Raw genomic sequence first — 26436 nt, 5'->3', positions numbered from 1 at the left:
ACACGCCCTCCGGATCCTCCGCGTCCTCCGAGCCCGACACGCCCTCCGGATCCTCCGCGTCCTCCGAGCCCGACACGCCCTCCGGATCCTCCGCGTCCTCCGAGCCCGACACGCCCTCCGGATCCTCCGCGTCCCTCTCCTGCGTCCGTACCGAAAGCACCTTCGTCGCTGTGTCGACGCCGCCGCGCCCCGAAGGCGCCCCGGACTCCCCCGCCAGCGCGAGCCGAGGGTCGCGGACCTCGCGCGCCTCGCCCCTGGCCTCGGGAACCGGACCCGCGCTCCCCGACGTCGGTTCTGCCGACGACTCGCGCTGCTTCGACCTGTCGGGGGACTCGCCCGCCACCGATGCCTCCTCCTTGCGCCGCACGCCCCGCGTGCGCCTACCGAACCGTGAACCGAAGCCCGGACGACGCAGCCGGACCACCCGGCCGTACCGCTGTCCGAACCATGTACCAGTGTCCTGTGTGCGGGCTAAACCCAAGCGGTAGACGAGAACGACATACCTACCGGTTCCCTCACGAACCGGTCACGCACTCTCGACAGACCAATGTGAGAGGGGTCACCCTGTCATTCATCCACGCGGGGAGGCATGGATGGGCAGGAACCGCAGAACACTTCCGGAGGAGCTTCTGTTGCTGGCACTGGACCCGACCACGGGTACCACTGCGCAGCCGCAGTCGCTCGACCTCGGTCTGGCCGGAGCACAGCTAGTGGAGCTGGCGCTGGCCGGACGGATAGCCCCAGACGGGGATCGTATCGCCGTGGTTGTACCACGGCCGACAGGAGATCCGACTCTGGACTGCGCGTTGGAGTTGCTGCGAAGGCGTGGCGCTCCCGTACGCGCCGTCCACTGGATCGGCGGGCCGCGTCTCGGGCTCCGCCAGACGTACCTCTCGCATCTGGAGCGGTGCGGCATGGTGCATGCCGTGCCCGGCCAGATGTGCGGGGTGCTGCCGACGACTCGCTACCAGGCGACGGACACCGCCATCAGCCGGGAGATCAAGGGCCGGCTGGATTCCGCGATCCGCACCGGCGTACCGCCGGACCCGCGGACCGCGGCGCTCGCCGCGCTGGCGCACGCGGTCGGCCTCGGCAAGCACCTGTATCCGGGCAACGAGGGGCGTTCGTCCCGTTCCCGGCTGCGGGACCTGATCAGGCACGACCCCATGGGCGGCCTCGTGGCGCACGCCGTGATGGACGTCCAGAACGGCGTGGCGGCCCAGCCGCGCCGCAGCCCGGGTCCGGCCGGCCGCCAGGCCGCCGGAGCCAGGTCGGCAGCGGAACCCGCCCGCGGTGTTCCGATGCAGCCGCGCCGCGGATCCATGGCGCGTGCCGTGGCCCACTGAGCCGCAGCCCCACGGCACGCGGTCGCAGCGCGACGGCAGCCTTCGGCCGACCAGCACCACAGGGCAGCACACCGCACCACAGGGCAGCACACCGCACCACAGGCACTACGCAGTACCACGCACCGAGCACCGAGCACCGAGCACCGAGCACCACCACGCACCGCCACCCACCACTGCACAAAGCAGCACCACCCACCACTGCACAAAGCAGCACCGCGCACCACTGCGCAAGCAGCACCGCGCACCACCCAGCGCCGCACCGAAAGTCCCCACAGACCCGGTACGCTAGCCGCTGAGTCGAGCGGGGCAGCGGGACCGCACGGTTCGGTCCGGCTGCCCCGCCCGGCCGCATGCAGGGCCGAACTGGCCTGTACCCGCCGCATATCCGGCGTTTCCCAGCGGTATGAAGCACCTTGGTGGCAGTCTGCTCAACAGCAGATACGCAAAGTAGAGGCACGCAGCCGGAGGTGCACGTCCCGTGGCGTCCAATGTCAATCCCACCGTCAGGCGGCGCCGGCTGGGCCAGGAGTTGCGCAGGCTCCGCGAGCTCAAGGGCATGACGGCCGAGGAGGTGGCGGAACGACTGCTGGTGTCGCAGTCGAAGATCAGCCGTCTGGAGAACGGCCGGCGCAGCATCAGCCAGCGCGACGTCCGCGATCTGTGCGGGGTCTACGAGGTGGAGGACCACCGGATCGTCGACTCGCTCATGCAGATGGCCAAGGACTCGCGCCAGCAGGGCTGGTGGCACTCGTTCGGTGACATCCCCTACAGCGTCTACATCGGCCTGGAGACGGACGCGGCGAGCCTGAGAGTGTACGACCCCCAGGTCGTCCCCGGCCTGCTGCAGACCCGTCAGTACGCGGAGGCGCTGATCGCCGGCGCCCTGCCGGAGACGGCGCCTGCGGACATCGAGAAGCGCGTCCAGGTCCGGATGCGTCGGCAGGAACGAATCTCCGCCGCCGAGACCCCGCTGCGCCTGTGGACCGTGCTGGACGAGGCCGCCCTGCGCCGGGTCGTCGGCAACCGCTCTCTGATGCGGGACCAGTTGGAGAACCTCGTCGAGCAGTCGCAGCTGCCGCACGTCACCGTGCAGGTCATCCCCTTCGACATGGGCGCGCACCCGGGCCTGAACGGCCAGTACGCCATCCTGGAGTTCCCGGACGCGGCCGATTCCAGCGTCGTCTACATCGAGGGCGTCACCAGCGACCTGTACCTGGAGAAGGCGAACGACGTCCAGAAGTACAGCGTGATGTACGAGCACCTGCGGGCGCAGGCCCTGAACGTGGAGCAGTCGCGCCAGTTCATCGCGGACATCGCGAAGGATTACGCGCGCTGAAAGGCGCGCACGCCGAGGGCCGCCTGAGGGGTACGGACCCGTCCCCGGCGGGAAGGTGCCGCACAGTACACCTTCGCCAGGGCGGGATGGAAGACCCCACTGGAATGTGCCATCCCGTCGAGTGAATAGTCGCTTCCGACACCGATGTTGGCGAGTAGCGTCGATCATGCCAGCGAGCAACAACGTTGGCGCAAACCGCACTGTGGGTTCCAGCCGAACGCATCGTGCGGTGACAGCAACTCAACAACTTGCACGGAGCAGAAATGGCAATTCGTCAGGGCGCCACGCACACGTGGACCAAGTCCTCGTACTCCACGGGCAACGGCGCATGCGTCGAGGTCAAGTCACCGGTGGTCACGGCCATGGCGGTCCGGGACTCCAAGGTCCCCGAGGGCCCGGTGCTGGACTTCCCCGCCGACGCGTGGAACGCCTTCGTGGCATCGGTCAGGGCGTAACGGGGAGGGTCTTCCTGATCCTCTGCCGATGCCACGACCGACAACGGCACCATCGACAACTGCACAAGCAGCACCGCAAGAGCCCTCTCGACCAGCCCGCCGTCCTTGCCGAGGGGGCTCGGCTTGTGCCCTACCGCAACCGGTCGACGTAGGTGTCCGTGCCCGGCACCGTCGGGATGAACGGCGCCACCAGCTCAACCCTCCCCAGCCCCGACTCCGCCACCGCCTCGTCCAGGCCGGTGAAGTATGCCTCCCAGCACTCCCGCGGATCCGCCTGCAGGAACCACAACAGCGTCAGCCTCGTGCCGACGCCCTCGACCTGCTTGACGTACGTCATCCGGTCGCCGGGCAGGGGCGTCGGCCGGAAGACCGTCACCATGGCGGCGGGCGAGCCCGCGAGACGCTTCGGCAGATGCCGGGCGCGCAGCCACTCCAGCAGCTCGGCCCGTTGCTGGGGCGACTCGGCGTCGATCACCTCCAGCACCAGTCCGGCGTACGGGTGGTCGAGGGCGTGGACGTCCCGCGGGCCCGCCGCCCCGTCGCGGTAGACCGTCGCCTCGTGGTCCTGGAACGCAGTGAAGACGTGGGTACGGTCCTGGTGGACGCGGCCGTCGCGGTTGAGGCGCCTGTTGATGGCGACGGTCCACTTCATGTGGTCGTCGTAGCGGCCGTCGGTGATCCAGTACGTGGACAGGTAGCAGCCGGCGGTGACCGGCTGGGCGATCGCCGACTTCTCGGGGTGGCGCAGCAGTTGGAGGTCCCGGGTGGCGACCCAGCGGCGGCCGGCGTACATCCAGGGCATCGCCATCGCGCCGGCGTAGTAGTGGTCGTCCTCGTACCAGCGGTTGTAGGCGTACTCGTGGCCCGGGTGCGGCTCGACCATGGTGATCAGGGCGTGGCCCGGGTGGACGCCGTACGGGCCGACGGCGGCCAGCTCGGCGTACACCTCGCTGCGGGTCTCCTCGGACATGCGCGCTCCCCTTCCCTCCTCCTGCGGTCGCCCATACTCTGACGCTCCGTCAGACAATGCGCCAGAGCGTGGGAGGCGCCGATCCGGGAGGGGTTGGGATGTCACTGCTCCAGGGCAGGACCGTCGTCGTGTCGGGGGTCGGTGCGGGGCTCGGTCACCAGGTCGCGACGGCGGTCGTGTGCGACGGGGGCAACGCCGTGCTGGGGGCGGGCACGGAGGCGAACCTCGCCAAGAGCGCGGCCGGGATCGACCCGGACGGGGCGCACACGGCGTACCGGGCGACCGACATCACCGACGAGGCGCAGTGCCGGGCGCTGGCGGCGCTGGCGCGGGAGCGGTTCGGGCGGATCGACGCCGTGGTCCATGTGGCCGCCTGGGACAGCTGCTTCGGCGGGCTGGAGGACGCCGACTTCGCGACCTGGCAGTCAGTGCTCGATGTGAACCTGCTGGGGACACTGCGGATGACCCGGGGCTGCCTGCCCGCGCTCAAGGTGCGCGGCGGCTCGGTGGTGTTCATCGGGACGCAGTCGGCGGTGGCCGCGCCCTCGCAGGTGAGGCAGGCGGCGTACGCGGCCTCGAAGGGGGCGCTGACCAGCGCGATGTACTCGCTGGCGCGGGAGCTCGGGCCGTACCGGATCCGGGTCAACACCGTGCTGCCGGGCTGGATGTGGGGGCCGCCGGTACAGGCGTACGTGCGGTTCACCGCGCAGACGGAGGGCGTACCGGAGGCCGAGGTGCTGCAGCGGCTCACCGACCGGATGGCGCTGCCTCAGCTGGCGACGGACGGGGATGTGGCGGACGCGGTGGTGTTCCTGGCGTCGGACCGGGCGCGGGCCGTCACCGGGCAGTCGTTGCTGGTCAACGCGGGGGAGCTGATGCGCTGACCACCCTTTTCCAGACACCACCGCTGTTCATGTGCATGAACCAAGGTCAGTGAGCAGAACATTTTTGCTTTCTCTTGACCTTCCGCTCGCTTGTCGTGCCCTCGTAACCACACCCACGATGAGCGGGCACTTCGCGGCCTCCCTCGCCCGTACCCCGCTCAGGCGAAGTGCCAACCAGCTGAGCGGAGTTCACAAGGCGGACCCTGGAAGGGGGCACATGAACAGTCTCGACTGGGCCGTGCTCATCGGCTACTTCGGCGTGATGGTCGCCATCGGCGTCTGGTCGCACAAGCGCGTGGACAACGTCAGCGACTTCTTCACGGCCGGCGGGAAGATGCCCTGGTGGCTCTCCGGCATCTCGCACCACATGTCGGGCTACAGCGCGGTGATGTTCACGGGATACGCGGGCATCGCCTACACCTACGGCGTCACGTCCTTCGTCACCTGGTCGTTCCCCATCGCGCTCGGCATCGCCATCGGGTCGAAGCTGTTCGCGCCGCGGATCAACCGGCTGCGGTCGAGGCTCCACGTGGCGTCCCCACTGGAGTACCTGAAGAACCGCTACAACCTCTCCACCCAGCAGGCCCTCGCCTGGTCCGGCATGCTGCTGAAGATCGTGGACGTCGGCGCCAAGTGGGCCGCGATCGCGACACTGCTGTCCGTCTTCACCGGCGTCTCGCTGAACCAGGGCATCCTCATCACCGGCGCGATCACGGCCATCTACTGCACGATCGGCGGCCTGTGGGCCGACGCGCTGACCGAACTCGGCCAGTTCGTCATCCAGTTGCTGGCCGGCGTCTCGATGTTCGTCGCGGTGGTGCTGAAGCTCGACGACAGGAACATCGGCTTCTTCGGGGCCTGGGACGAGCCGGCCCTGCACGGACACGGCAAGCCCCTGGTCGGGCCGTACGGGACCGTCTTCCTGCTCGCCTTCCTCTTCATCAAGCTCTTCGAGTACAACGGCGGCATGCTCAACCAGGCCCAGCGCTACATGGCGACGGGCAGCGCCCGGGAGGCCGCCCAATCGGCACGTCTGTCGGCGGCACTGTGGCTGGTGTGGCCGGTCGTCCTCTTCTACCCGATGTGGATGTCCCCGCTGCTGGTGCACGCGCAGAAGCCTGACGGCTCCGACTCCTACGGCCTGATGACCGAACAGCTGCTGCCGCACGGCCTGCTGGGCCTGGTCATCGTCGGCTTCTTCTCCCACACCATGGCCATGTGCTCCTCCGACGCCAACGCGATCGCGGCCGTGTTCACGCGGGACGTGGCGCCGGTGCTGTCGGAGCGCGCACGGGCGTGGGGCGAGCGCAGTGGCCTGATCGCGGCCCGGGTGACGACCGTCGTCTTCCTCGGTCTGTCGATGGCGGTGGCCACCCAGGTCAACTCGCCGACGTTCAAGGACATCATCACGGTCGTCATCAAGTGGGTCGCGGGTCTCATGGGCCCGATCGCCATCCCGATGATGCTGGGCCTGCTGCGCCCCTTCCGCCGCTCCGGCCCGACGGCCGCACTCACCAGCTGGGGCGCCGGACTGCTGGCCTTCTGGCTGGTGAACTACCCGATCAACTGGAACGTCGACGGCGGCGTGCCCCTGCAGTACCAGGTGTCGGTGCCGCCGGCCGTGTCGCTGGTGCTGTACATCCTCATCGGCTACCTGAAGCCGGAGGACACCCCGGAGCGGCTCGCGATCATCGAGCGGGTCAACACGGACGGCGACGATTCCGCCGCGGCGGCGATTCCAGCTCCGGCCGGAGCGGGCGACGATGTGGTGGGTACGACGGTGAAGGACCCGGAGCGGGCGACGATGTGGTGGGTACGACGGTGAAGGACTGATCCCCGGTCCGGGGGCGGGCCACTACCCACCCCTCGGATACCTGGCCAGCCAACCCGGCGACGACCCCGCGGGCCCGTGCAGTGCGGGCCCCTGGGTCATCTCCATCGCGAAGTCGTCCGCCAGGACCAGGAGTGTGGGACGGCCCTCCAGCTCGGCCAGCCAGGCCGGCGGGAGGGCCGTTTCGCCGTGCAGGGCGCCCAGGAGGCCACCGGTGAGGGCGCCGGCCGCGCCCGACGGTCCGCTCTGGTTCACCGCGAGGCACAGGCCGTGCCGGACGTCCTCGCTCACCAGCGCGCAGTACACGGAAACGGCCAGCAGCCCCTCCGCCGTACCCGCGCCCGCGAGCTCCTCCACCCGGGCCGGGGTCGGCATGCCCTGCCGTACCGCGCCCAGCGCGTGCTGCAGGGCGTTCGACACCGGCTGGTGCCCGGGACGTACGGCGAGCAGCGCGAGCGCCTTCTGCACGGCGCCGTCGAGGCTGTCGCCGCGGGCGAGGGCGTGCACGATGACGGCGTACGCGCCCGCCGTGAGGTAGGCGGTCGGATGACCGTGGGTCTGCGCCGCGCACTCCACGGCGAGCTGCACGACCAGCTGCGGCTCCCAGCCGACGAGAAGACCGAAGGGGGCGGACCGGACGGCCGCTTCGGGACCCCGCTCGCCGGGGTTCTTGGGCACCTCCAGCGTGCCCATGGTCTCGTCACCGAAGCCGAGCAGCAGCGCCCGCGCCGGATCGCGCCGGGCGTACAGCCACTCCTCGCGGGCCAGCCAGCCGTCGTCCTTGCGGCGCTCGTCGGGCCCCCAGTCCCGTTGGGTGGCCGCCCAGCGCAGATACGCCCGGTGCAGATCGGTCGGCGGATGCCAGGCGCCGGTGTCGCGGCGGACCTGTGCGCGGATCAGACCGTCGACTGAGAACAGGGTGAGCTGCGTGAAGTGGGTGACGGCACCGCGCCGCCCGTACGCCGGGGCGAGATCGACGATCCCCTCGGCGCCGTAGGCCTCCCGGATCCCCGCGAGGTCCAGCCCGTCCACCGGCGCCCCCAGGGCGTCCCCGACGGCCACCCCGAGCAGCGTGCCGCGCACCCGGCTACGGAAGTCCTGCTGTTCGGTACGCCCCCAGACGGCACCGGACGTCGTACCCACCATGACCTCCTCACGGCACCGTCCGTACGTACGACAGCTCAGCACTGTAATCGAACGGGAACGGTCTGTTCAGGGTCAGGATCTGTTCTGGGGGTGTGGCCGAAGTGGTCGGGAGTGGCCTGTTTCCATTCGCGCAAGGTGACATTCACCGGTCCATCACAGGCCGGCCGCAGCCTCGGCCGTCTCCCGGATCGCTCGTATCTCGGCGACGGCCGCGGTGGGGTCCTGTTCTCCTGCGTCCACGATCTGCTCCAGCTGCGAAGCCGCGCGGCGCGTTGCGGATGCCGTTCGATCTCCACGAAGACCGCCCACGAATGCACAAAGGCCCGCAGCGGCGCGAGGCTCTGTGTCTGCTGCGCGTTCGTCGTGGCCTCGAACAGGTGCTGTGTGAGGGCGGGGATCCGGCTCGGCGCGATACGCGTGACCGCGGTCCGCAGCCCGTCCGGGGTCAGTTCGGGCATGGGGATCAGCGGTCCGTACAGGCCGTCGGTCTGGGCGCTCACGGTGACCTCCGGTGCGGGTGCGTCCGTCCTCTATATGCAGCCGCTCCTATGCAGCTATATGCAGCCGCTCCTATGCAGCCGCTCCGGACATGCGGCAGTCGCGGCAGCGGCCCGGTTGCGGTGCCCGGAAGGCCCGATCGCAGCCGTCGCAGGTCTGGAGCGGTTCTGGCCGCAGGGGTGCCGGGTGATGTGTCGGGGCCGGGAGGCGCGGCGGCAGGAGGGCAGTGAGGCGGTGGGCGACGAAGGCTGCCGGATGCCGGATCGGATCCTGGGGCAGGTCGGCCGTCAGGGTTCGCTGTACGGCGGTGGGCGGCACGCCACGCTCCAGCCACGCGGAGACGGCGGGCGCCAGGCGGCGTACGTCCCGTTCGCTGAGCAGCAGGCGGGAATCGTGGGCTCGTAGGCCGGACAGGAGGTCGACGGCTCGGTGGAGCGGCCGGGCGGAGGCGGCAGAAGCCTCCGGGACCGGCATCGGCGTCGGTCGGGGCCCGGGCTCCGCAGCCGCCCGGACCGTCGCGAGCCGTGGTTTGTTGTACGAGATCGTCCGGGTCACGACTCGGCCCGATGGAAGACGCTCCTTGATGCGCGCCAGATACCCGTGCGCCTCCAGCTCCCGCAGCGCGGCAGCGATCCGGATCTCGCCCTCCGGGAATCTGGCAGCCAACGCCTTGATCCCGATCGAAGTTCCGGTGGGCAGCGACTGGATATGGGTCGCCAGGCCGATCGCCGTCAGGGACAGCTCCGGGTGCTGGGCGAGGTGGTTTCCGACCACGGTGAAGTGCTCGCGGTGGCGTTCGGTGACGTGATGGACCCCGGCTCCGGAATGGCCGGACTGTGCGCACGCGGGCGCGCTAGGCTGCTGCTCAGTCATCGGGAAGGGCTCGCTTCCTTGGTGATCAGGCCCTCGCACTGGGATGGCAGTCCCGGCGGGGGCCGAATCATGTCTGCGGTTGTTGCGGCTGACGCTGCGCCACAACAGTCGCTCCGCGCCAGCCGAGTTGGCGATGTTCACTCCGGAGAGTGATCGGCGAGGGCGGTGGGGGTGGGTTCGGTTCTTTTCCCGGTTCTTGGTTATGTGGCGTCGGGCCCGGCCGGGTCATGGCTCCGCGCGTCCCGGTGAGAGTTCGGCCCAGACCGTCTTTCCGTGGGCGGGCGTCTCGTCGACGCCCCAGCGGTCCGCGTACGCCGCCACGAGCCGCAGGCCCCGCCCCGATTCCGCGTCAACGGCCGCCGGTTCCGGGATCCGTGGGAGCCGGTCGCCCCGGGCGTCCGTCACCTCGATGCGCAGCGTGCCGTCGGCGTACAGCCTGAGTGCGAGCCGGAAGTCGCGCCCCTGGACGCGCCCATGAAGAACGGCGTTCGACGCCAGCTCGGCCGTGATCTGCGCCGCGTCCGAGAAGGGCACGTCCCAGTCGTCGAGTTGGCGCTCGGCCAGCAAGCGGGCCAGGCGCGCACCTCTTCGCGTGGCGGACAGCTGAATGGAGAAGTGGGCCGGCGGCTCAGCGATTTGAGTGAGGAATTTCTGACGCATGTCACCCAGCGTGGCCATCCGTCCCTACGCTGAACAGCAACGACCGCAGTACCGAGAGTGACTGTCCGGACGCGGTCCGGCGTCGTACGGCTCGTACGTCGGGAGGGGAAGGCGTGGAGGACGAGGAGGCCGAGCCGTACTCAGGACGGTCGGCCGGCAGATCAAGATGTGGCGGGAGACCGCCGGGATGCTGCTGTCGGCGCCGGGTTCATCGCGATCGGCGGGGAGTGGTTCGTGATGTGGCAGTCGAAGAGCTGGAGCGGGCTGGACGCGGCGACGCGGGTGTTCCTGCTCAGCGGTGTCGTCCTGGTCGTCATCCACCTGCCGTTCGGGCAGTCCGAAGCGTCCTCCGCTACTTGACGACCGTCACCTTCGTCGGCGTCGACGTGAACGTCCACAGCGCCGCCCCGTCGGCCTTCCCCATGCGGATACCGCCGGTCGACGTGCCCGACGCGGGCGGCGGCGAGGAGCCGTCCACGGCGTTGGAGAAGGCGATCGAGTGGCCGGACTTGGCGGCGAAGTACACGATGTGCTCGATCTGCACGCCGTCGGAACCGGTCGTCGACTCCCGCCGCAGGGAGACCGAGTACGTCCCCGGGTCCGGGCTCACCGTGCCCGGCCACACCGTGAAGCTGCGGCCGGCCTTGTCGCTCGCGTCGACCAGCCACACCCGGTGCTGTCCCAGCGAGTACACGATGCGCCGTCCGGCTCCGGAGCCGGTCGGCACCGCCGCCGGCGCGGACCGCTTCGGGGAGGCGGAGGGGTGCGCGCCCGTCGACGCCGAGGCGCTCGGCCGGGCGGCCGTGGCCGTGGGGTGCGGCCCGTGCTCCGCCTGCACGGCCAGCACGGCCACCGCCACCACGGCTCCCGCGGTCAGACCGCTGACCCAGGCCCACGAAGGTATTCGGGCAGGCACGGGCACGCATCTCCTCAGCTACTCAACCCCTCCGCCGGGGGTCGGATCATCGTACTGTGGGCCGTCCATTCCCGGATCGGCCTGTCAGTCCAGCACCGGCAGCAGCTCCGGCAGGTGACCGTCCGACGCGGCCGCCGTCCGCTGCCGTTCCTCCGGGACCTCGCCGTAGACCGTGGTCCGCGGCTTCGCCGGGCGCCCGGCCGCCTCGGCCACCGCGATCAGCTCCTTGACCGACTTGTACGAGCCGTACGACGAGCCCGCCATGCGGGAGATGGTCTCCTCCATGAGCGTGCCGCCAAGGTCGTTCGCGCCGGAGCGGAGCATCTCGGCCGCGCCCTCGGTGCCCAGCTTCACCCAGCTCGTCTGGATGTTGGGGATGTGCGGGTGCAGCAGGAGTCTCGCCATCGCCGTCACCGCGCGGTTGTCCCGCATCGTGGGACCCGGGCGCGCGATCCCCGCCAGGTACACCGGCGCGTTGGTGTGGATGAAGGGGAGGGTGACGAACTCGGTGAAGCCGCCCGTCTGCTGCTGGATGCGGGACAGGGTCCTCAGGTGGCCGAGCCAGTGCCGGGGCTGGTCGACGTGGCCGTACATCATCGTGGAGCTCGACCGGATGCCCAGCTCGTGCGCCGTCGTCACGACCTCGATCCAGGTCGCCGTCGGCAGCTTGCCCTTCGTCAGGACCCAGCGGACCTCGTCGTCGAGGATCTCGGCGGCCGTGCCGGGGATGGTGTCCAGGCCGGCCTCCTTCGCCGCCGTCAACCACTCGCGGATGGACATGCCGGTGCGCGTGGCGCCGTTGACGACCTCCATCGGCGAGAAGGCGTGCACGTGCATGCCGGGGACGCGCTCCTTCACCGCCCGCGCGATGTCGAAGTACGCCGTGCCGGGCAGGTCGGGGTGGATGCCGCCCTGCATGCACACCTCGACGGCGCCCACGTCCCAGGCCTGCTGGGCACGGTCCGCGACCTGCTCCAGCGAGAGTGTGTAGGCGTCGGCGTCGGTGCGGCGCTGGGCGAAGGCGCAGAAGCGGCAGCCGGTGTAGCAGACGTTGGTGAAGTTGATGTTCCTCGTCACGATGTACGTCACGGCGTCGCCGACCGCCGACTTCCGCACGTCGTCCGCGATCCGGCAGACGGCGTCGAGCGCGGAACCGTCGGCGTGCAGGAGCGCCAGGGCCTCCTCGTCCGTCAGCTTCGTCGGGTCGTCGGCTGCCGTGCGCAGGGCTGCCCGGACGTCGGTGTCGATGCGCTCCGGCGCCATGCCGGGCGCGGCCGCCTCGCGCAGGGCGCCCCAGTCGCCGTACACCTCGTCGAAGTCGTCGCGCCGGTCGGACGTGCGACCGTCGGTGTCGATGGTGCGGTGCAGGTCCGTACGGCCGGCGGCGACGAACGCCTCCTCGGGCTCCTGCCAGGGCAGGCCCTTCGGGAGGGCCCCGGGGCGGGCGAGCCCCGTCTCCGGGTCCGCCAGTGCCCGGACGTGCGGCAGCAGCCGCGGGTCCAGCCAGGGCTCGCCGCGCGTGACGAACTCCGGGTAGACGCACAGCCGTTCGCGCAGTTCGAAGCCGGCCGCCCGCGACCGCTCGACGAGCTGGTCGATCTGCGGCCAGGGGCGTTCGGGGTTGACGTGGTCGATGGTGAGCGGCGAGACCCCGCCCCAGTCGTCGATGCCGGCGCCGATGAGCCGTTCGTACTCGGCGTCCACCAGGTTGGGCGGGGCCTGCAGGCAGGCGGACGGGCCCATGATGTGCCGGGCGACGGCGACCGTGGCGACGAGGTCGTCCAGCTCCGCGTCCGGCATGCCCCGCATGGCCGTGTCCGGCTTGGCGCGGAAGTTCTGGATGATCAGCTCCTGGATGCCGTGGTAGGCGCGGGAGATCTTCCGCAGCGCGAACAGCGACTCGGCGCGCTCCTCGTACGTCTCGCCGATGCCGATGAGGATGCCGGAGGTGAAGGGGACGGAGGAGCGGCCGGCGTCCTCCAACACCCGCAGACGTACGGCGGGTTCCTTGTCCGGGGAGCCGTAGTGCGGGCCGCCGGGCTCGGACCAGAGCCTTTCGGCGGTCGTCTCCAGCATCATGCCCATGGACGGGGCGACGGGCTTGAGCCGCTGGAAGTCCGTCCAGGTCATGACGCCCGGGTTGAGGTGGGGCAGCAGCCCGGTCTCCTCCAGGATGCGGATGGAGATGGCCCGGACGTAGGCGATGGTGTCGTCGTAGCCGTGCGCGTCGAGCCACTCGCGCGCCTCCGGCCAGCGGTCCTCGGGCTTGTCACCGAGCGTGATCAGGGCTTCCTTGCAGCCGAGTTCGGCGCCGCGGCGGGCGATGTCGAGGACCTCGTCGGGGGACATGAACATCCCGTGCCCGGCGCGGCGCAGCTTGCCGGGGACGGTGACGAAGGTGCAGTAGTGGCACTTGTCCCGGCACAGCCGGGTCAGCGGGATGAAGACGCTCTTCGAGTAGGTGATGACGCCGGGCCGGCCGGCGGCCTGAAGGCCCGCGTCCCGCACCCGGGCGGCGGAGGCGGCGAGGTCCTCGAGGTGCTCGCCGCGGGCCTGGAGCAGCACCGCCGCCTCGGTGACGTCGAGGGCGACGCCGTCACGGGCGCGTTTGAGTGCGCGACGCATGGCGTTCTCGGTGGGGCCGGTTCCCGAGGTCGCGGAAGTCGTCATCCTTCGAGGATACGGTCGTGGCGATCAGGGCAAACAGGCGTGGCCCGTTTCGTCCCGGCCGCCGGACGTCACACAGTGTCACTGGCGGACGGGAGGTACCTGCCGAGTTCGTCCAGCACCCGCAGCACCTCCGCCTCTCCCTCCGGCGGCAGTTGGACGACGACCTCCTCGATGCCGAGGTCCGCGTAGTGGGCGAGCTTGCCGGGGGTGGGCCGGACGGCGTACGGGACGACGTGGAGGGCGGCCGGGTCGCGCCCGGCGTCGGCCCATGCGGCGCGCAGCACGGGCAGGGACTCCGACAGGCCGCGCCCGCCGATCGGCAGCCATCCGTCGGCGTACTCGCTGATGTGCGCGAACAGCTTCGGGCCGGCCGCCCCGCCGATGAGGGTGCGCGGCCCGACGACCGGCCCCCGCGGCTTCTGCGCCGGCTTGGGGTACGCAAGGCTCGCCCGCACGCTCGCGAAGGTCCCCTCGTAGGCGACCGGCTCTTCGGCCCACAGCGCCCGCATCAGTGCCATCCGGTCCCGGACGAGCTCGCGCCGGGTGCGCCAGTCGACGCCGTGGTCGGCGGCCTCCTCCACGTTCCAGCCGAATCCGAGCCCGAGGGTGAACCGTCCGCCGGACAGGTGATCCAGGGTCGCGATCTGCTTGGCGAGGTCGATCGGGTCGTGCTGGGCGACGAGGGTGATGCCGGTGCCGAGGCCCAGTCGCTCGGTCACCGCGGCGGCCTGGCCGAGGGCGACGAAGGGGTCGAGGGTGCGGCCGTACTCGCGTGGCAGGTCCCCGCCGGCCGGGTAGGGGGTCGTCCGTTCGACGGGGATGTGCGTGTGTTCCGGCAGGTAGAGCCCGGCGAAGCCGCGCTGCTCCAGCTCACGGGCGAGTGTGGCCGGGGTGATGGTCTCGTCGGTGAGGAAGATCGTGACGGCGATGCGCATGGCGGCGGCCTCTCGGTACGCGGCTGATGTCCCTCTTGTAGCGGGAGAAGCCGCCAGAGTCCATACCGACCGGTCGGACTCCGGTCCGGGCGTGCCGCTCGGAGGCTCTCCGGGGTGCCGGGGGCTGTCCGCGTGCGCTCCGCGGGTTGTTCGGGGGCTGTTCGGGGCTGTCCGGAAACTGTCGATTCCCTTTCCCCGAAAGACCCCGATTCCCTTTTCTTACACGGAAGTTCACGCCTCAATACCAGGGTTGCAGGCACCACCCACGACACCCTGGGAGCGGCAGCATGTGCGAGGACGACCACCACCGCGGGCTCCAAAGACGCGCTCTTTTCGTGACGGGGGCCGCCGCGGCGCTTACGTTGGGAAGCGTGACCTTCGCGAGCGGCGCCGAGGCCGCGGACGGCGACCAGGAGACCCGGACGATCCGCGGGACCCTGCCCACCGGCTCACCGGACTTCGTGTACGTCCCCGTCGAAGTCCCGGCGGGAGTACGGGAGATCAAGGTCGCCTACACCTACGACAAGCCGTCCGTCCCGGCCGGCACCCCGGGCAACGCGCTCGACATCGGCATCTTCGACGAGCGCGGCACCGAGCTGGGCGGGCGCGGCTTCCGCGGCTGGTCGGGCGGGGCGCGCTCGGAGTTCTTCATCCGCGCGGACGACGCCACGCCGGGCTACATCCCCGGCCCGGTCGACGCGGGCACCTGGCACATCGCGCTGGGCCCCTACACGGTGGCCCCGCAGGGCCTGTCGTACGAGCTCACGGTCACGCTGACGTACGGCGAGCCGGGCGCGGCCGTACCGCCGGTGTACCCGCCGCAGCGGGCGAAGGGCCGGGGCCGGGCCTGGTACCGGGGCGACTGCCACCTGCACTCCTGGTACTCCGACGGGCGCCGCACCCCCGCGGAGATCGCGGCGCTGGCCCGGGCGGCGGGCCTGGACTTCATCAACACCTCGGACCACAACACCCACTCCTCCCATCCGCACTGGGCGGACCAAGCGGGCGACGACCTGCTGATCATGCTGGGGGAAGAGGTCACCACGAGGAACGGCCACGTCGTGGCCCTGGGCACGGACCCGGGCACCTTCGTCGACTGGCGCTACCGGGCGAGGGACAACCGGTTCGGCAGGTTCGCCCGCCACATCCGCCGCGCCGGGGGTCTGGTGGTACCGGCCCACCCGCACGCCACCTGCATCGGCTGCAACTGGAAGTTCGGCTTCGGCGAGGCGGACGCGGTGGAGGTGTGGAACGGCCCCTTCACGCCCGACGACGAGGTGGCGCTGGCCGACTGGGACAGCATGCTGGTGGCGTCGGTGCGGGAGAACCGTCAGTGGATCCCGGCCATGGGCAACAGCGACGCCCACCGGGACCCGGACGCGGTGGGCCTGCCGCAGACGGTCGTCCTGGCCAACGACCTGACCCGGGAGGCGATCCAGGAGGGCATCAGGGCGGGCCGCTCGTACGTGGCCGAGTCGAAGAACGTGTCACTGACGTTCACCGCGACGGGCGGCAGAGGCGAACACGCGGGCATCGGGGAGCGGTTGCGGGTGGAGAAGGACACCCCGGTGACCGTGCGCCTGGAGGCCTCGGGCGTCCCCCGCTGCACGGTCCGCTTCGTGACCGACCAGGGCGTGCTCCTCACCAGCGACCCGCTCCCGGTCTCCGGCTCCGGAGTGGTCGAGTGGCGCACGACACCGGCGTACGCGGCGTACGTCCGGGCGGAACTGCGGCACGAGACGGCGGTGGGGCCGCTGCCGGGAGTGATGGCGGCGTTCACGAACCCGATCTTCCTGGGCCGGGAGTGACGAAGCCGGGTCACCCCCGGCGTCGACCGTGAGGGTGCGCTCGCCGGGCGGGTGAACGGCGTCGGACCCCGGTTCCCGTCCACGTCAGGTTCTCGTCAGCTGCCGCAGCTCGATGATGGTCGCGACGGCACGAAGCCACCGGGCGGCCGTGTCGTCGGCCTCGATACCGCCCGCGAGTTCGGCGGCGGCCCGCAGCCATGCCCGTACGACCGCCGCGGCCTCGGGACGCGGGAGGGGCGCGGGGAGATCGGCGGCGTGGGCGAGGCCGCCGGCACGGACGGTGTCGGCGAGGAAGGCGACCGAGCGCGGCTGGGTGCCGAGGCGGTCGAGGAGCACGGCGGCGCCCGCGGCGCCGTCGCCGAACAGGGCGGTGCGCCGGGGGCCGGGGGCGGCGGTGAGGCCGTAGCGCAGCAGGACGGAGATGTCGAGCCGGGCCAGTTCGTCGTCGGTGCGGGCCGGGGGGTGCGGGGTGTTCATCGCGGGCCTCGGATGTCTCGTCTCAGCTGACGGTGACGGTGTAGGTGATGCGCTCGGGCTTGTGGGTCGACGAGGAGGGCGCGGTCGTCTGCGGGGCCGGGGAGGCGGTGCTGCCGTTGCATTCGTAGGCCAGGCAGTGCAGCAGCACGATCCGGGTGCGGCCGGCGCCGGTCGCCTCGAAGGTGAAGGTGCGGTGGCCGCCGGTGCCGGGCGACTTGTCGGCGCCCGCGTCGGCCTCGTAGCGCTGGCCGCGGTCGCGGACCACCGAGCCGTCGGGCCGCGGGGTGGCCAGGTACCAGCGCTCGCCGGTGGAGCCGTTCTCGTCGACGGTGAGGGTGAAGCGCTCCCCGACGTCGGCGGTGATGCTGGTGTCCTTCGTGGGGTGGCTGGTGGGCTCGTCGGCGCTCGCCCCGCAGCCCGCGGTGAGGGTGAGGAGCGCCGCCGCCGCGACGGCAGCACCTCCGGTCCTACTGCGGGAGGTACACGCTGTACGCATCGTTGAGTCCACTGTCCGCCGCCTTGCCCATGTTGCCGTTGATGAAGTCGTCTTCGCTGACCCAGGTGGTCGTGCCCCAGGGGTTGTAGACCTGCAGCATGTTGCCCTCCTGGCCGATGATCATCATCGCGTGGGCGCCGCGGTCGCCCTGGACGTCGACCGGGACCGGGTGCCCGTCGGCGACCGCCTTCTCGACGTCGGTGAGGACGTCCCTGCGGTCGTCGGCGCTGCCCAGGTCGTGCCGCTGGTAGTCGTCGCCGGTGGCGCTGCCGAGGGTGGAGTCGGCGATGCGCTCCTGGCCCTCGGGGCCCATGCCGGTCCAGTTGTCGCCGCCGTCGCCTTCTTTGTGCAGCCGGTGCTGCTCGTCGATGAGGCGTCTGCGGAAGGCGTCGGGGTCGTCCTCCTGTCCGCTGGGCCCGCCGGTGAGTTCGAGGGCGTAGACGGGGTCGACCATGGCGCGGGCGTTGACGGTGGACGAGGCCACACAGGTGCCTTGCGAGCCGTCGCCACCCTGCTCCCACTTCTGGCCGTGGAACGCGACGTCGTCCTTGTTGTTGTTGGAGCCGTCCTGGGCCAGGCCCTCGTCGTCCATGCTGTCCTCGGCGGTGACCACCGGCGTGAGGTGCTCGCGCAGCCACTCGGGGCTCTTGCCGTGGATCTTGCCCTGGAACTGCTCGATCTCCTTGACGCTGTGGCCCGCGGCCAGGGCCTTCATCAGGTAGGCCCGCTCCTGCGGCGTGGAGGCCTGCGCCAGCATGCGCTCCATGGCCGCCTCGTCGGCGGCGTTCAGCTGGTCCATGCGGCGGTCGGCGCGCTGCAGGTCGTTGGCGGAGAGGATCTCGTTCCACTTGGCGGGGCCGTCGGGCCCGGCGGTGCCGGCGAGGACGAGCTTGTCCGCGGCGGAGATCTCGTCCGTGTGCATCTGCCCGGCACGGGCCTCGGCGGCCCACTTGTTCAGCTCCCGGGCCGCGGCGCGGGCGGCGTCGTCGGCGGTGACGGCGGCGTCGTGGAGCTCCGTCACGCCGGTCGAGGCGAGGGAGCGGGCCCGCAGGCGGGTGGACTCCTCGTCGTCGTCCTCCCACCAGTCGTCGAAGAAGCCGTCCTTGTCGCCGAGCATGCCGCGCGCCTGGCGCAGCTTGGCGCGGCCGCCGCTGTCCTTGCTCTGGGCGTCCTTGATCGAGTCGGCCAGCCGGAGCAGCGCGTTGCCGCCGACCTGGAAGGCCTCGGACATCCGCTGGGCGTCCCGCGAGGCGGCGGACACCACCTCGGAGGCGCGGACGCTCGTCTCACCGAGCCAGACGTCCGGCAGGCCCTTGCGGGCCACCTTGTCGACCCGGTCATGGATGCCGGCGGCGTCGTCGGCCTGCCCGCGGTAGCGCTTGCCCAGCGTCTCCAGGGTCGCCGGGTCGCCCACCGGGGCGGAGACGGCGAGCGCGTCCTCGATTGCGTCGATCAGGTCGTTCTTGCTGCCGGCCGAGGAGATGCTGTGGCACAGGTCGGCCAGCCGCTTGCGGCGGTCGGTCGTGGATTCGGTCACCGGTCGGGCCCCTCAGTAGCTCGACAGGGCCGAGGGGCGGTCGGCGTGGGCCGGCAGCGTCGTGACGTGGCTGTCACCGGCGGGGACGCTGCGGATCCCGGTGTCGACGAGGCCGTCGCTGCCGCTGTACGCGCCCTTGGAGAGCCGGACCTTGTCGGCGAGTTCGTGCAGCGCCGACTCCAGCGTGCGGGCCTCGGCCTCCCAGGCGGCGGCGTACGCGTTGAACGCCGGCCCGGAGTCGGAGCCGCCCAGGGCGTCCTCCATGTAGCAGAGCGCGGGATCGATGGCCTTGCGTATCTTCCCCGCGTCGTCGCCCGCGCCGTCCAGCTCCTTGGCCTGCCCGGACATGCCGGACCGGACCGTGTAGCCGTCCCCAGCGGCCATCGCCCCTCCCCCGTTTCCCGTCCCGTGGTGCCGGCGCCGTGAACGCGGCCGCCCGGAACGGGCGTTTCACTCGATCTTGACGGCGGGGAGGCTAACACGCGGTCGGCGTGCGACCGACGCGGATCACACGCCTGGCACACGACTCCCACAGCATCCCCGCCCGTTGAGCGCGCCGGTGCCGTCGGCCCGCGCCCGCGTCGGGGACCATGGCGGCAGCACTTGCGCCGCCCGGGTCCGACGCCCGGCACGAGACGCACGAGACACAAGGAGCCCCCCCGGACGATGTCCCGCCTCGCCGATCTCAGGTTTCGCGCCACCACAACCTTCCAGCGCCACGTCGCCAACCCGCTGCTGCGCCGCCTCCCGCTCCAGACGGTCCTGGAGACCACGGGCCGCACCTCCGGCCTGCCCCGCCGGACCCCGGTGGGGGGTCGCCGCGTCGGCGACTCCTTCTGGCTGGTCTCGGAGTTCGGTGAGCGGTCCCAGTACGTCCGCAACATCCGGGTGAATCCCCGGGTGCAGGTGCGGATCAGGGGGCGGTGGCATACGGGCACCGCGCACCTGCTCCCCGACGACGACGCGGTCGCCCGCCTGCGCGCCCTGCCGCGCCTCAACAGCACCGCGGTCAGGGTGCTCGGCACGGATCTGCTGACGGTGCGGGTGGATCTGGCGGACTGAGCAGGGCAGGCACAGGGTCGCCCCTACCCCGGCCAGACGATCGCCTGTGTCTCGCTGTAGGCATGCAGGGCGTAGGAACCGACGTCCCGGCCGACCCCGCTCTTCTTGAAGCCGCCGAACGGGGCCTCCATGTTGCGGCCGACGGTGTTGATCCCGACACCGCCGGCCCTCAGCCGCCGGGCCACCCGGAACGCCCGCGCCACGTCCCCCGACCAGACGTAGTCGATCAGGCCGTAGTCGGAGTCGTTGGCCAGGGCGATGCCCTCTTCCTCCTCGTCGAAGGGGATGACGACCACCACGGGGCCGAAGATCTCCTCACGGGCCACGGGCAGGTCGTTGGTGCAGTCCGCGAGGAGGGTCGGGGCGACGTAGAAGCCGCGGTCGTACGGCGGCCGTTCACCGCCCGCCACCACCACCGCCCCTTCCTTCCTCCCCAGGTCGACGTACGACTCCACCCGCTCCCGGTGCCCCGCCGAGATCACCGGACCGACGACCGTGTCCGGCTCCCTCGGGTCACCCACCCTCAACCGGCCCGCAAGGGCGGCCAGTTGCCCGACCAGGCGGTCGTACACCCCGCGCTGCGCCAGCACCCGCGTCGGCGCCGTGCAGATCTGCCCGCTGTAGAAGGAGAACGTCGTGCCGATGCCGGCCACCGCCGAGCCGATGTCCGCGTCGTCGAAGACGAGCGCCGCGCCCTTTCCGCCCAGCTCCATCAACTGGCGTTTCATGTCCCGCCCGCACGCCTCGGCGATGCGCCGGCCGACCGCCGTGGAGCCGGTGAAGCTCACCATGTCGACGTCCGGTGACTCCACCGCCGCCTCGCCGACCCGGCCGACCGGCCGGAGACGACGTTCACGACGCCCGGCGGGGCCCCCGCCTCCTCCAGCACTTCCGCCATCCGGTAGACGGACAGGGGGTCCTGCGGGGCCGGTTTCACCACCACCGTGTTGCCCATGGCCAGGGCCGGCGCGATCTTGCCCGCCGGATTGGCCCACGGGTTGTTGTACGACGTGATGCAGGTGACGACCCCGACGGGCTGGCGCACCGCCAGCGCGCCCATCACGCCCGCCTTCCCCTCCCCCACTGCCCGGCCGACGTGGGAGGTGCCCCCCTGGCCGGTCTCGTTGATCTGCGGCGGGATCGCCCACTCGGCCGGCTCCACGCGCGCGTACCGGCGGAAGCGGGCCGCGGCGACCCCGACCTGCATCGCCCGCGCCGTCGCCGTCGTCGCGCCGGTCTCCGCCTGGGCGAGCCGGGCGTACGGCACCAGGCGGGCGCGGATCAGTTCCGCCGCCCGCACCAAAACCGCCGCCCGCTCCTCGGGTGCCGTACTCTCGTCCCTGCTGCAGACGGCGGTGTCGAGGCGGGTGAGGGGGCGGTGCAGGTCCTCGTAGACCCACCAGTCGCCGAGCGGGCCATCGTCGCCCGGGGCGCCCATGACGGGCTTGAACCGCCCGCCGAGAAAGGTCATTTCCCTCAGGGGCGCACGGACGATGCGGGGTCCTGTGTCCCGGTACCTGCCCGGGAGGCGGTCCTGCCAGACATGCGGGGCTCCACGGTGTGGTCGTCGACGGAGACGATCAGCGGGAAGGTGCTGTCGGGGGTGTGCCCGGCGGTCGTTGGGGTGGTCTGGGTCTCCATGGCGCTCACGATAGCGCCGATCTGACGACCCGTCAGCTATCGGGACGGGGCGGGTGATGGTGAGGCCTGTGCGGACGTGTGCGGAGACCGTGTGAGGGCCTTGTGGACTCCCGTGCGCCGCCCTGTGATCGGCGTCTCGGGCGGCTGACGCATCCGCCGTGAACAAGGCAAACTGACGTGGTTGGTCGGAATGTCTAGGGGGACGGCATGGACGGTGTACCGCGGTACCTGGACGGCGGACCGCGCGTACCGGAGCAGCGGCGTCCCGGTTCCTCGGCGGAGCGGGACCGGCTGCGCTTCAGCGTGCTCGGTCCGGTGCGCGCCTGGCGTGGGGACGCGCCGCTCAACACCGGTTCCCCCCAGCAACGCGCCCTGCTCGCCGCGCTGCTGCTGCGCGAGGGCCGTACCGCGACCGCCGCCGAGCTGATCGACGCGCTGTGGGGCGAGGAGCCACCGTCGCAGGCGCTGGCGGCGGTACGGACGTACGCCTCCCGGCTGCGCAAGGTGCTGGACGCCGGGGTCCTGGTCAGCGAGTCGGGCGGATACGCCGTGCGAGGCCTGGGCGAGGGCGCGCTGGACCTGGCGGTCGCGCAGGAGCTGACGGCGGAGGCGGAGAAGGCCAGGAACGCCGGGGACCTGGGCCACGCGCGGGAAGTACTGAGGCGCGCGCTGGCGCTGTGGGACGGGGAGGCGCTGGCGGGGGTGCCGGGCCCGTACGCGGAGGCCCAGCGGGTGAGGTTGGAGGAGTGGCGCCTGCAACTGCTTGAGTCCCGCCTGGACATGGACCTGGAGCAGGGCTGCCACGCCAAGGCGGTCTCGGAGCTCACGGCACTGACGGCGGCGCATCCGCTGCGGGAGCGGTTGCGGGAGCTGTTGATGCTCGCGCTCTACCGCAGCGGCCGACAGGCGGAGGCGCTGGCGGTGTACGCGGACACGCGCCGCTTGCTGGCCGACGAACTGGGTGTGGACCCGCGCCCGGAGCTGCGCGAACTCCAGCAGCGGATCCTCCAGGCGGACCCGGCGCTGGCGGAACCGTCGGCGCCGGTGGCCGAACCGTCGGCGGTACCGGTGCGTCCGGCCCAACTCCCGGCAAATGTCCCGGACTTCACCGGGCGGGCGTCCTTCGTCGCGGAACTGAGCGAGGTGCTGGCCTCGGCCGAGGGCCGGGTCATGGCGGTCTCGGCGCTGGCCGGGATCGGGGGCGTCGGCAAGACGACGCTGGCGGTGCACGTGGCCCACCAGGCGCGGTCGGGTTTCCCGGACGGACAGCTGTACGTCGACCTGCAGGGCGCGGGCCCGCGGGCGGCGGAGCCGGAGACGGTCCTGGGCTCCTTCCTGCGCGCGCTGGGCACGGCGGACTCGGCGATCCCGGACTCCCTGGAGGAGCGGGCGGCGCTGTACCGCTCGGTCCTGGACGGCCGGCGGGTGCTTGTGCTGCTGGACAACGCCAGGGATGCGGCCCAGGTGAGGCCGCTGCTGCCGGGCGCGGACGGCTGCGCGGCGCTGGTGACGTCGCGGGCGCGGATGGTCGACCTGGTCGGCGCGCACCTGGTGGACCTCGACGTCATGTCCCCGGACGAGGCGTTGCAGCTGTTCACGAAGATCGTGGGCGAGGAACGGGTGGCGTCCGAGCGGGAGGCGGCCCTGGACGTGGTGGCCGCCTGCGGCTTCCTCCCGCTGGCGATCAGGATCGCGGCGTCGAGGCTGGCAGCCCGCCGCACGTGGACGGTGTCGGTACTGGCGGCGAAGCTCGCGGACGAGCGGCGGCGGCTGGACGAGCTCCAGGCCGGCGACCTGGCCGTCAAGGCCACCTTCGAGCTGGGCTACGGGCAGCTGGAGCCGGCCCAGGCCCGGGCGTTCCGGTTGCTGGGTCTGGCGGACGGCCCGGACATCTCCCTGGCCGCGGCAGCGGCGGTACTGGACCTGCCGGTGGAGGAGACGGAGGACCTGCTGGAGTCCCTCGTCGACACGTCGCTGCTGGAGTCGGCGGCTCCTGGCCGGTACCGGTTCCATGACCTGGTGCGGCTCTACGCGCGTGCGTGCGCGGAGAGGGACGAACAGCCGCCGAGCGAGCGGGATGCGGCGATGTCGCGGTTGCTGGACTTCTACCTGGCGACTGCGGCGGGGGTTTATGCGATCGAGCGGCCCGGGGACCGGCTGGTGGATCACCTGGCATCGACGGAGTATCCGGGGCTCGGTTTTCCGGACCGCGGGGCTGCCCGGGACTGGCTGTACACAGAGGCGGACTGCCTCCTGGCCTTCGCCCGCCAGTCCGCAGGGCGACCGGCCACCCTCCGGCGGGCGATCGACCTGCTCTGGGCCGCGCTCGACATCTCGGAGTCGGGGGCCAACTCCAGGGAGTACGAGGCGACGGCCAGGGCACTGCTGGAAGCTGCACGGCGAGGTGGGGTGGCGCGGGTCGAAGCGCGGGCGCTGATGACGTTGGCCCACGCCCACATCGACGGTGGCCGGTTCGACGTCGCGGATGAGGAATCCGAACAGGTCATACGCCTCGCCCAGAAGGCGGACGACCTCCTGCCCGTGTGCTGGGCGCGCAACGCCCGAGGCGTCATCGCGCTGTACCAGGGCCGCAACGCGGACGGTGAAGAGCACCTGTCCTACGCCATCGAACACTTCCGTGCGCTGGGAGACCGACCGGGCGAAGCCAGCGCCCTGTGCAACCTCTCCCGGATACACCTGGCCACCGGGCGTACGCAGAGCGCCGTGTCGCTGGCACAGCAGGGCATGGAGATCTACGACGCCATGGGCAATTCCATGCGGGGGGCGAACGGTCGCTACGCCCTCGGCATGGCGCTGACCCAGAGAGGACAGCTCGACTTGGCCGCCAACCGGCTCCATGAGGCTCTGGAGGTCTTCCGCGACAGCCGCCAGCGGCTCTGGGAGGGCATGACCCTGTTCCGCCTGGCCGAGGTCGACATCGCCGGGCGGCACTACGCCCAGGCGGCCACGAACGCCGAGATGGCACTGACCGTGCTGCGCGGGATCGGCGGAGAGTGGCGGCGCGGCAACGTCCTCACGGTCCTCGGCCATGCACTCACGGGCATTGGACAGACCGACCGTGCCCAAGTGTGCTGGCGAGAAGCACTGTGCATCTACGAGGAGTTGGCTTCACCGGAGGCCGCCGCGGTGCGCGCACTGCTGAGTCCCGTACGGGCGGCTTGAGGGCCCGTCGCCACGTTCATCATTCGTTTATCGCCTCAGGCCATTCTCGATGCAGTCGATCCGTCGCGTCGGGGGCATACGGGTCGCGGAAAGGGCCATACATCGACGGACTAGGGTGAACGGCCCGGAGGCCCGCCCGGCCACCCTCGGGGGAGTGGCCGGGCGGGTTTCGTCGACCTCAGCACGAACACACCACATCAGGAGCAGCGATCATGAGCGACGAGTCGGTCGTCAAGCCGCAGGACATCCACGCCACTGACGAGCCCCTCCAGGCCGAGGCCGCCGACGGCGGGGTGAGCACGCAGGACATCCACGCCACCGACGAGCCGGTGGAGACCAAGGACATCCACGCCACGTCGGAGCCCCTCAAGCCGACGAAGTAAGCCCGCTCGCACGGGGATCGGCCGCGGCGGCGCGGAGGGGAGCCGCCGCGGCCGCGGTGCACAAGGGGTGGGGTTGGAACGTTGGTGCGGTTGGGGGGAGGGGAAGAAGGGTTATCCACAAGGGGCACGAGGTCGCCGTGGACTCTGCGATCTGACGGCAGTCCGGGCAGAGGGCCCGCCCCCGGCCCCTCACCGGCCGCCCGCCGCAGCGACGCCACGTACGAGGTGCCCAGGAACGTCCCCGTCACGAACAGGACCTTCGCGCCGCTGCGCCGCAGGACGTACGCCGCCTCGCTCCCCTTGAAGCGCGTGTTCAGGGGGACCAGTACCGCGCCGGCCGACGCCGCGCCCAGGGCCGCGGAACAGGCGCCGTACAACGTCGTCGTGGTCGAGCTCGCGGAGGCTCCCCGCATTCGGCTGGTCGGCAACGTCGTCACCGGGCCCGGTGCGCCCCTCGACTCCGTGCCGCCGGAGCGGATCCGGATCAAGGCGCGGGTGCAGGTGGTGTTCGGCCGGGCCGGCCTTCCCCAGTGGGTACTGGAACGCCCATGAGCAGCAGTGTGCGCGTGGCCGTCGACAAGGACACCGGCGTCGCCGTCGTCAGCCTCGACCGGCCCGAGAAGCTCAACGCCATCGATCTGGCCATGGCGGAAGAACTCGCTGCCGTCTGGCGGGCGTTCCGGTTCGACGACTCGGTACGGGCCGTCGTCCTCACCGGCGCCGGGGAGCGGGCGTTCTGCACGGGGATCGACCGGGACGCGGTCGTGCCGCAGCCGCCTTCGCCGTACATGGTGGACGATCCGCTGCTGCGCGTCGGGCCGAAGGCGAACGACCTGTGGAAGCCGGTCGTCGCCGCCGTGCAGGGGTTGGCCTGCGGGGGTGCCTTCTACCTGCTGGGCGAGAGCGAGTTCGTCGTGGCCGACACCACCGCCGCCTTCTTCGATCCGCACACCCCGTACGGGATGGTCAGCGCGTACGAGTCCGTCCTCATGGCGCACCGGATGCCGTACGGGGAGGTCGCGCGGATGATGCTGATGGGCACGGCGGAGCGGATCTCGGCGCGGCGGGCGCACGAGATCGGGCTCGTGTCGGAACTCACCGCGCCCGGCGAGGCGTTGGGCGCCGCGCTGCACTGTGCCGCCGTCATCGCCGGGTATCCGGCGCAGGGCGTCCAGGGGACCGTGCGGGCGCTGTGGGCGGCCAAGGAGGCCGGCCGTGCCCCGGCGTTCGCGCAGGCGCCGCACCTCATCGCGCTGGGCAACCTGCCGGCGGAGCGGCAGGCGGAGCTGTTCGCGGCGCGGCGGCCCGGCGCGTTCCGGGTGCGGTGAG

The 26436-nt window shown here is 71.4% G+C and carries 23 protein-coding genes and 4 pseudogenes; 12 read left to right on the top strand and 15 right to left on the bottom strand.

Features of this window, described 5'->3' with window-relative positions:
* Positions 1–343, bottom strand: a pseudogene (locus ABZV31_RS18130) (D-alanyl-D-alanine carboxypeptidase); the annotation flags it as partial.
* Between the two features lie 250 nt (positions 344–593).
* On the opposite strand from ABZV31_RS18130, the gene ABZV31_RS18125 reads away from it, so the two are divergent.
* The 3 genes from ABZV31_RS18125 (at position 594) to ABZV31_RS18115 (ending at position 3137) form a co-directional block, all read left to right on the top strand.
* Entirely contained in the window at positions 594–1346 is a 753-nt protein-coding gene (locus ABZV31_RS18125; protein ID WP_355894560.1) for a GPP34 family phosphoprotein, read from the top strand.
* 478 nt (positions 1347–1824) lie between these two features.
* Positions 1825–2682, top strand: a complete 858-nt coding sequence (locus tag ABZV31_RS18120; protein WP_355894557.1) for a helix-turn-helix transcriptional regulator — start codon at positions 1825–1827, stop codon at positions 2680–2682.
* Between the two features lie 263 nt (positions 2683–2945).
* Positions 2946–3137: a DUF397 domain-containing protein gene (locus ABZV31_RS18115; protein WP_355894554.1), complete on the top strand. Its 192-nt coding sequence runs from the start codon at positions 2946–2948 to the stop codon at positions 3135–3137.
* Positions 3138–3267: 130 nt separating this feature from the next.
* Here the strand turns inward: ABZV31_RS18115 and ABZV31_RS18110 are convergent, their stop codons facing one another.
* On the bottom strand, positions 3268–4107 hold the full coding sequence (locus ABZV31_RS18110) for a hypothetical protein (protein WP_355894551.1): 840 nt from the start codon (positions 4105–4107) through the stop codon (positions 3268–3270).
* Between the two features lie 98 nt (positions 4108–4205).
* Here ABZV31_RS18110 and ABZV31_RS18105 point away from each other — a divergent pair, with 98 nt between their 5' ends.
* Both ABZV31_RS18105 and ABZV31_RS18100 read left to right on the top strand, forming a co-directional pair.
* On the top strand, positions 4206–4991 hold the full coding sequence (locus ABZV31_RS18105; RefSeq protein ID WP_355894548.1) for an SDR family oxidoreductase: 786 nt from the start codon (positions 4206–4208) through the stop codon (positions 4989–4991).
* Between the two features lie 217 nt (positions 4992–5208).
* Positions 5209–6816 (top strand): sodium:solute symporter family protein, encoded by a 1608-nt coding sequence (locus tag ABZV31_RS18100; RefSeq protein WP_355894546.1) that lies wholly within the window; start codon positions 5209–5211, stop codon positions 6814–6816.
* A 30-nt stretch (positions 6817–6846) separates the two neighbouring features.
* Here ABZV31_RS18100 and ABZV31_RS18095 read toward each other — a convergent pair whose 3' ends face one another.
* The 4 genes from ABZV31_RS18095 to ABZV31_RS18080 all read right to left on the bottom strand — a co-directional run bounded on the left by ABZV31_RS18095 (position 6847) and on the right by ABZV31_RS18080 (position 9999).
* Complete coding sequence (locus ABZV31_RS18095) at positions 6847–7965, bottom strand: ADP-ribosylglycohydrolase family protein (RefSeq protein WP_355894617.1); 1119 nt, start codon at positions 7963–7965, stop codon at positions 6847–6849.
* Positions 7966–8003: 38 nt separating this feature from the next.
* A complete protein-coding gene (locus ABZV31_RS18090; protein ID WP_355894543.1) occupies positions 8004–8468 on the bottom strand; it encodes a hypothetical protein in 465 nt (154 codons plus the stop codon).
* Positions 8469–8538: 70 nt separating this feature from the next.
* Positions 8539–9339, bottom strand: a complete 801-nt coding sequence (locus ABZV31_RS18085) for a helix-turn-helix domain-containing protein (RefSeq protein ID WP_355894540.1) — start codon at positions 9337–9339, stop codon at positions 8539–8541.
* 225 nt (positions 9340–9564) lie between these two features.
* Positions 9565–9999: an ATP-binding protein gene (locus tag ABZV31_RS18080; protein WP_355894537.1), complete on the bottom strand. Its 435-nt coding sequence runs from the start codon at positions 9997–9999 to the stop codon at positions 9565–9567.
* Between the two features lie 198 nt (positions 10000–10197).
* On the opposite strand from ABZV31_RS18080, the pseudogene ABZV31_RS18075 reads away from it, so the two are divergent.
* Positions 10198–10359 (top strand): annotated as a pseudogene (locus tag ABZV31_RS18075) (DUF2165 family protein); the annotation flags it as partial.
* On the opposite strand, the gene ABZV31_RS18070 reads toward ABZV31_RS18075, so the two are convergent.
* The 3 genes from ABZV31_RS18070 to ABZV31_RS18060 all read right to left on the bottom strand — a co-directional run bounded on the left by ABZV31_RS18070 (position 10352) and on the right by ABZV31_RS18060 (position 14520).
* Positions 10352–10915: a hypothetical protein gene (locus ABZV31_RS18070; protein ID WP_355894534.1), complete on the bottom strand. Its 564-nt coding sequence runs from the start codon at positions 10913–10915 to the stop codon at positions 10352–10354. The pseudogene ABZV31_RS18075 and the gene ABZV31_RS18070 overlap by 8 nt on opposite strands.
* Before the next feature lie 84 nt (positions 10916–10999).
* Positions 11000–13585, bottom strand: a complete 2586-nt coding sequence (locus ABZV31_RS18065; RefSeq protein WP_355894531.1) for a bifunctional FO biosynthesis protein CofGH — start codon at positions 13583–13585, stop codon at positions 11000–11002.
* Positions 13586–13653: 68 nt separating this feature from the next.
* Positions 13654–14520, bottom strand: coding sequence for an LLM class F420-dependent oxidoreductase (locus ABZV31_RS18060; RefSeq protein ID WP_355894529.1), 867 nt, complete (start codon positions 14518–14520; stop codon positions 13654–13656).
* A gap of 287 nt (positions 14521–14807) precedes the next feature.
* On the opposite strand from ABZV31_RS18060, the gene ABZV31_RS18055 reads away from it, so the two are divergent.
* A complete protein-coding gene (locus ABZV31_RS18055) occupies positions 14808–16328 on the top strand; it encodes a CehA/McbA family metallohydrolase (RefSeq protein WP_355894526.1) in 1521 nt (506 codons plus the stop codon).
* A gap of 84 nt (positions 16329–16412) precedes the next feature.
* On the opposite strand, the gene ABZV31_RS18050 is transcribed toward ABZV31_RS18055, so the two are convergent.
* The 4 genes from ABZV31_RS18050 to ABZV31_RS18035 are packed head-to-tail and all read right to left on the bottom strand — an operon-like array spanning position 16413 to position 19222.
* On the bottom strand, positions 16413–16805 hold the full coding sequence (locus tag ABZV31_RS18050; RefSeq protein WP_355894524.1) for a hypothetical protein: 393 nt from the start codon (positions 16803–16805) through the stop codon (positions 16413–16415).
* 22 nt (positions 16806–16827) lie between these two features.
* Complete coding sequence (locus tag ABZV31_RS18045; protein WP_355894522.1) at positions 16828–17301, bottom strand: protease inhibitor I42 family protein; 474 nt, start codon at positions 17299–17301, stop codon at positions 16828–16830.
* The gene (locus ABZV31_RS18040; protein ID WP_355894520.1) at positions 17273–18838 is read right to left on the bottom strand and encodes a peptidoglycan-binding protein; all 1566 of its coding nucleotides are present in this window, start codon (positions 18836–18838) and stop codon (positions 17273–17275) included. Before ABZV31_RS18040 ends, ABZV31_RS18045 begins: the two co-directional genes overlap by 29 nt.
* 12 nt (positions 18839–18850) lie before the next feature.
* A complete protein-coding gene (locus ABZV31_RS18035) occupies positions 18851–19222 on the bottom strand; it encodes a hypothetical protein (protein WP_355894517.1) in 372 nt (123 codons plus the stop codon).
* 282 nt (positions 19223–19504) lie between these two features.
* On the opposite strand from ABZV31_RS18035, the gene ABZV31_RS18030 reads away from it, so the two are divergent.
* The gene (locus ABZV31_RS18030; RefSeq protein ID WP_355894514.1) at positions 19505–19900 is read left to right on the top strand and encodes a nitroreductase/quinone reductase family protein; all 396 of its coding nucleotides are present in this window, start codon (positions 19505–19507) and stop codon (positions 19898–19900) included.
* A gap of 23 nt (positions 19901–19923) precedes the next feature.
* Here ABZV31_RS18030 and ABZV31_RS18025 read toward each other — a convergent pair.
* Positions 19924–21230, bottom strand: a pseudogene (locus ABZV31_RS18025) (aldehyde dehydrogenase family protein); the annotation flags it as partial.
* Positions 21231–21233: 3 nt separating this feature from the next.
* Positions 21234–21541: pseudogene (locus tag ABZV31_RS18020) on the bottom strand (amidohydrolase); the annotation flags it as partial.
* Positions 21542–21748: 207 nt separating this feature from the next.
* Between ABZV31_RS18020 and ABZV31_RS18015 the strand changes: the two are divergent.
* The 4 genes from ABZV31_RS18015 (at position 21749) to ABZV31_RS18000 (ending at position 26435) form a co-directional block, all read left to right on the top strand.
* Positions 21749–24724 carry a BTAD domain-containing putative transcriptional regulator gene (locus ABZV31_RS18015; RefSeq protein WP_355894511.1) on the top strand — a complete coding sequence of 992 codons (2976 nt, stop codon included), beginning with the start codon at positions 21749–21751 and terminating at the stop codon, positions 24722–24724.
* A 212-nt stretch (positions 24725–24936) separates the two neighbouring features.
* Positions 24937–25107 carry a hypothetical protein gene (locus tag ABZV31_RS18010; protein ID WP_355894508.1) on the top strand — a complete coding sequence of 57 codons (171 nt, stop codon included), beginning with the start codon at positions 24937–24939 and terminating at the stop codon, positions 25105–25107.
* A 225-nt stretch (positions 25108–25332) separates the two neighbouring features.
* Entirely contained in the window at positions 25333–25659 is a 327-nt protein-coding gene (locus ABZV31_RS18005; protein WP_355894505.1) for an OB-fold domain-containing protein, read from the top strand.
* On the top strand, positions 25656–26435 hold the full coding sequence (locus tag ABZV31_RS18000; protein WP_355894503.1) for an enoyl-CoA hydratase/isomerase family protein: 780 nt from the start codon (positions 25656–25658) through the stop codon (positions 26433–26435). The genes ABZV31_RS18005 and ABZV31_RS18000 overlap by 4 nt, the downstream gene beginning before the upstream one ends.
* Position 26436: the final 1 nt, after the last annotated feature.

This window comes from Streptomyces sp. NPDC005202 (genome assembly GCF_040608235.1).
In the GTDB taxonomy this organism is placed as follows: Bacteria; Actinomycetota; Actinomycetes; order Streptomycetales; family Streptomycetaceae; genus Streptomyces.
This window is presented reverse-complemented; position numbering and strand designations above follow the sequence as displayed.

What these genes read in the sequence shown, in the direction of transcription:
- ABZV31_RS18125 (WP_355894560.1), top strand. Translation starts at nt 594, where the DNA reads ATGGGCAGGAACCGCAGAACACTTCCGGAGGAGCTTCTGTTGCTGGCA.
- ABZV31_RS18115 (WP_355894554.1), top strand. Translation starts at nt 2,946, where the DNA reads ATGGCAATTCGTCAGGGCGCCACGCACACGTGGACCAAGTCCTCGTAC.
- ABZV31_RS18110 (WP_355894551.1), bottom strand. Translation starts at nt 4,107, where the DNA reads ATGTCCGAGGAGACCCGCAGCGAGGTGTACGCCGAGCTGGCCGCCGTC.
- ABZV31_RS18105 (WP_355894548.1), top strand. Translation starts at nt 4,206, where the DNA reads ATGTCACTGCTCCAGGGCAGGACCGTCGTCGTGTCGGGGGTCGGTGCG.
- ABZV31_RS18100 (WP_355894546.1), top strand. Translation starts at nt 5,209, where the DNA reads ATGAACAGTCTCGACTGGGCCGTGCTCATCGGCTACTTCGGCGTGATG.
- ABZV31_RS18085 (WP_355894540.1), bottom strand. Translation starts at nt 9,339, where the DNA reads ATGACTGAGCAGCAGCCTAGCGCGCCCGCGTGCGCACAGTCCGGCCAT.
- ABZV31_RS18080 (WP_355894537.1), bottom strand. Translation starts at nt 9,999, where the DNA reads ATGCGTCAGAAATTCCTCACTCAAATCGCTGAGCCGCCGGCCCACTTC.
- ABZV31_RS18065 (WP_355894531.1), bottom strand. Translation starts at nt 13,585, where the DNA reads ATGACGACTTCCGCGACCTCGGGAACCGGCCCCACCGAGAACGCCATG.
- ABZV31_RS18060 (WP_355894529.1), bottom strand. Translation starts at nt 14,520, where the DNA reads ATGCGCATCGCCGTCACGATCTTCCTCACCGACGAGACCATCACCCCG.
- ABZV31_RS18055 (WP_355894526.1), top strand. Translation starts at nt 14,808, where the DNA reads ATGTGCGAGGACGACCACCACCGCGGGCTCCAAAGACGCGCTCTTTTC.
- ABZV31_RS18050 (WP_355894524.1), bottom strand. Translation starts at nt 16,805, where the DNA reads ATGAACACCCCGCACCCCCCGGCCCGCACCGACGACGAACTGGCCCGG.
- ABZV31_RS18045 (WP_355894522.1), bottom strand. Translation starts at nt 17,301, where the DNA reads ATGCGTACAGCGTGTACCTCCCGCAGTAGGACCGGAGGTGCTGCCGTC.
- ABZV31_RS18035 (WP_355894517.1), bottom strand. Translation starts at nt 19,222, where the DNA reads ATGGCCGCTGGGGACGGCTACACGGTCCGGTCCGGCATGTCCGGGCAG.
- ABZV31_RS18030 (WP_355894514.1), top strand. Translation starts at nt 19,505, where the DNA reads ATGTCCCGCCTCGCCGATCTCAGGTTTCGCGCCACCACAACCTTCCAG.
- ABZV31_RS18015 (WP_355894511.1), top strand. Translation starts at nt 21,749, where the DNA reads ATGGACGGTGTACCGCGGTACCTGGACGGCGGACCGCGCGTACCGGAG.
- ABZV31_RS18010 (WP_355894508.1), top strand. Translation starts at nt 24,937, where the DNA reads ATGAGCGACGAGTCGGTCGTCAAGCCGCAGGACATCCACGCCACTGAC.
- ABZV31_RS18000 (WP_355894503.1), top strand. Translation starts at nt 25,656, where the DNA reads ATGAGCAGCAGTGTGCGCGTGGCCGTCGACAAGGACACCGGCGTCGCC.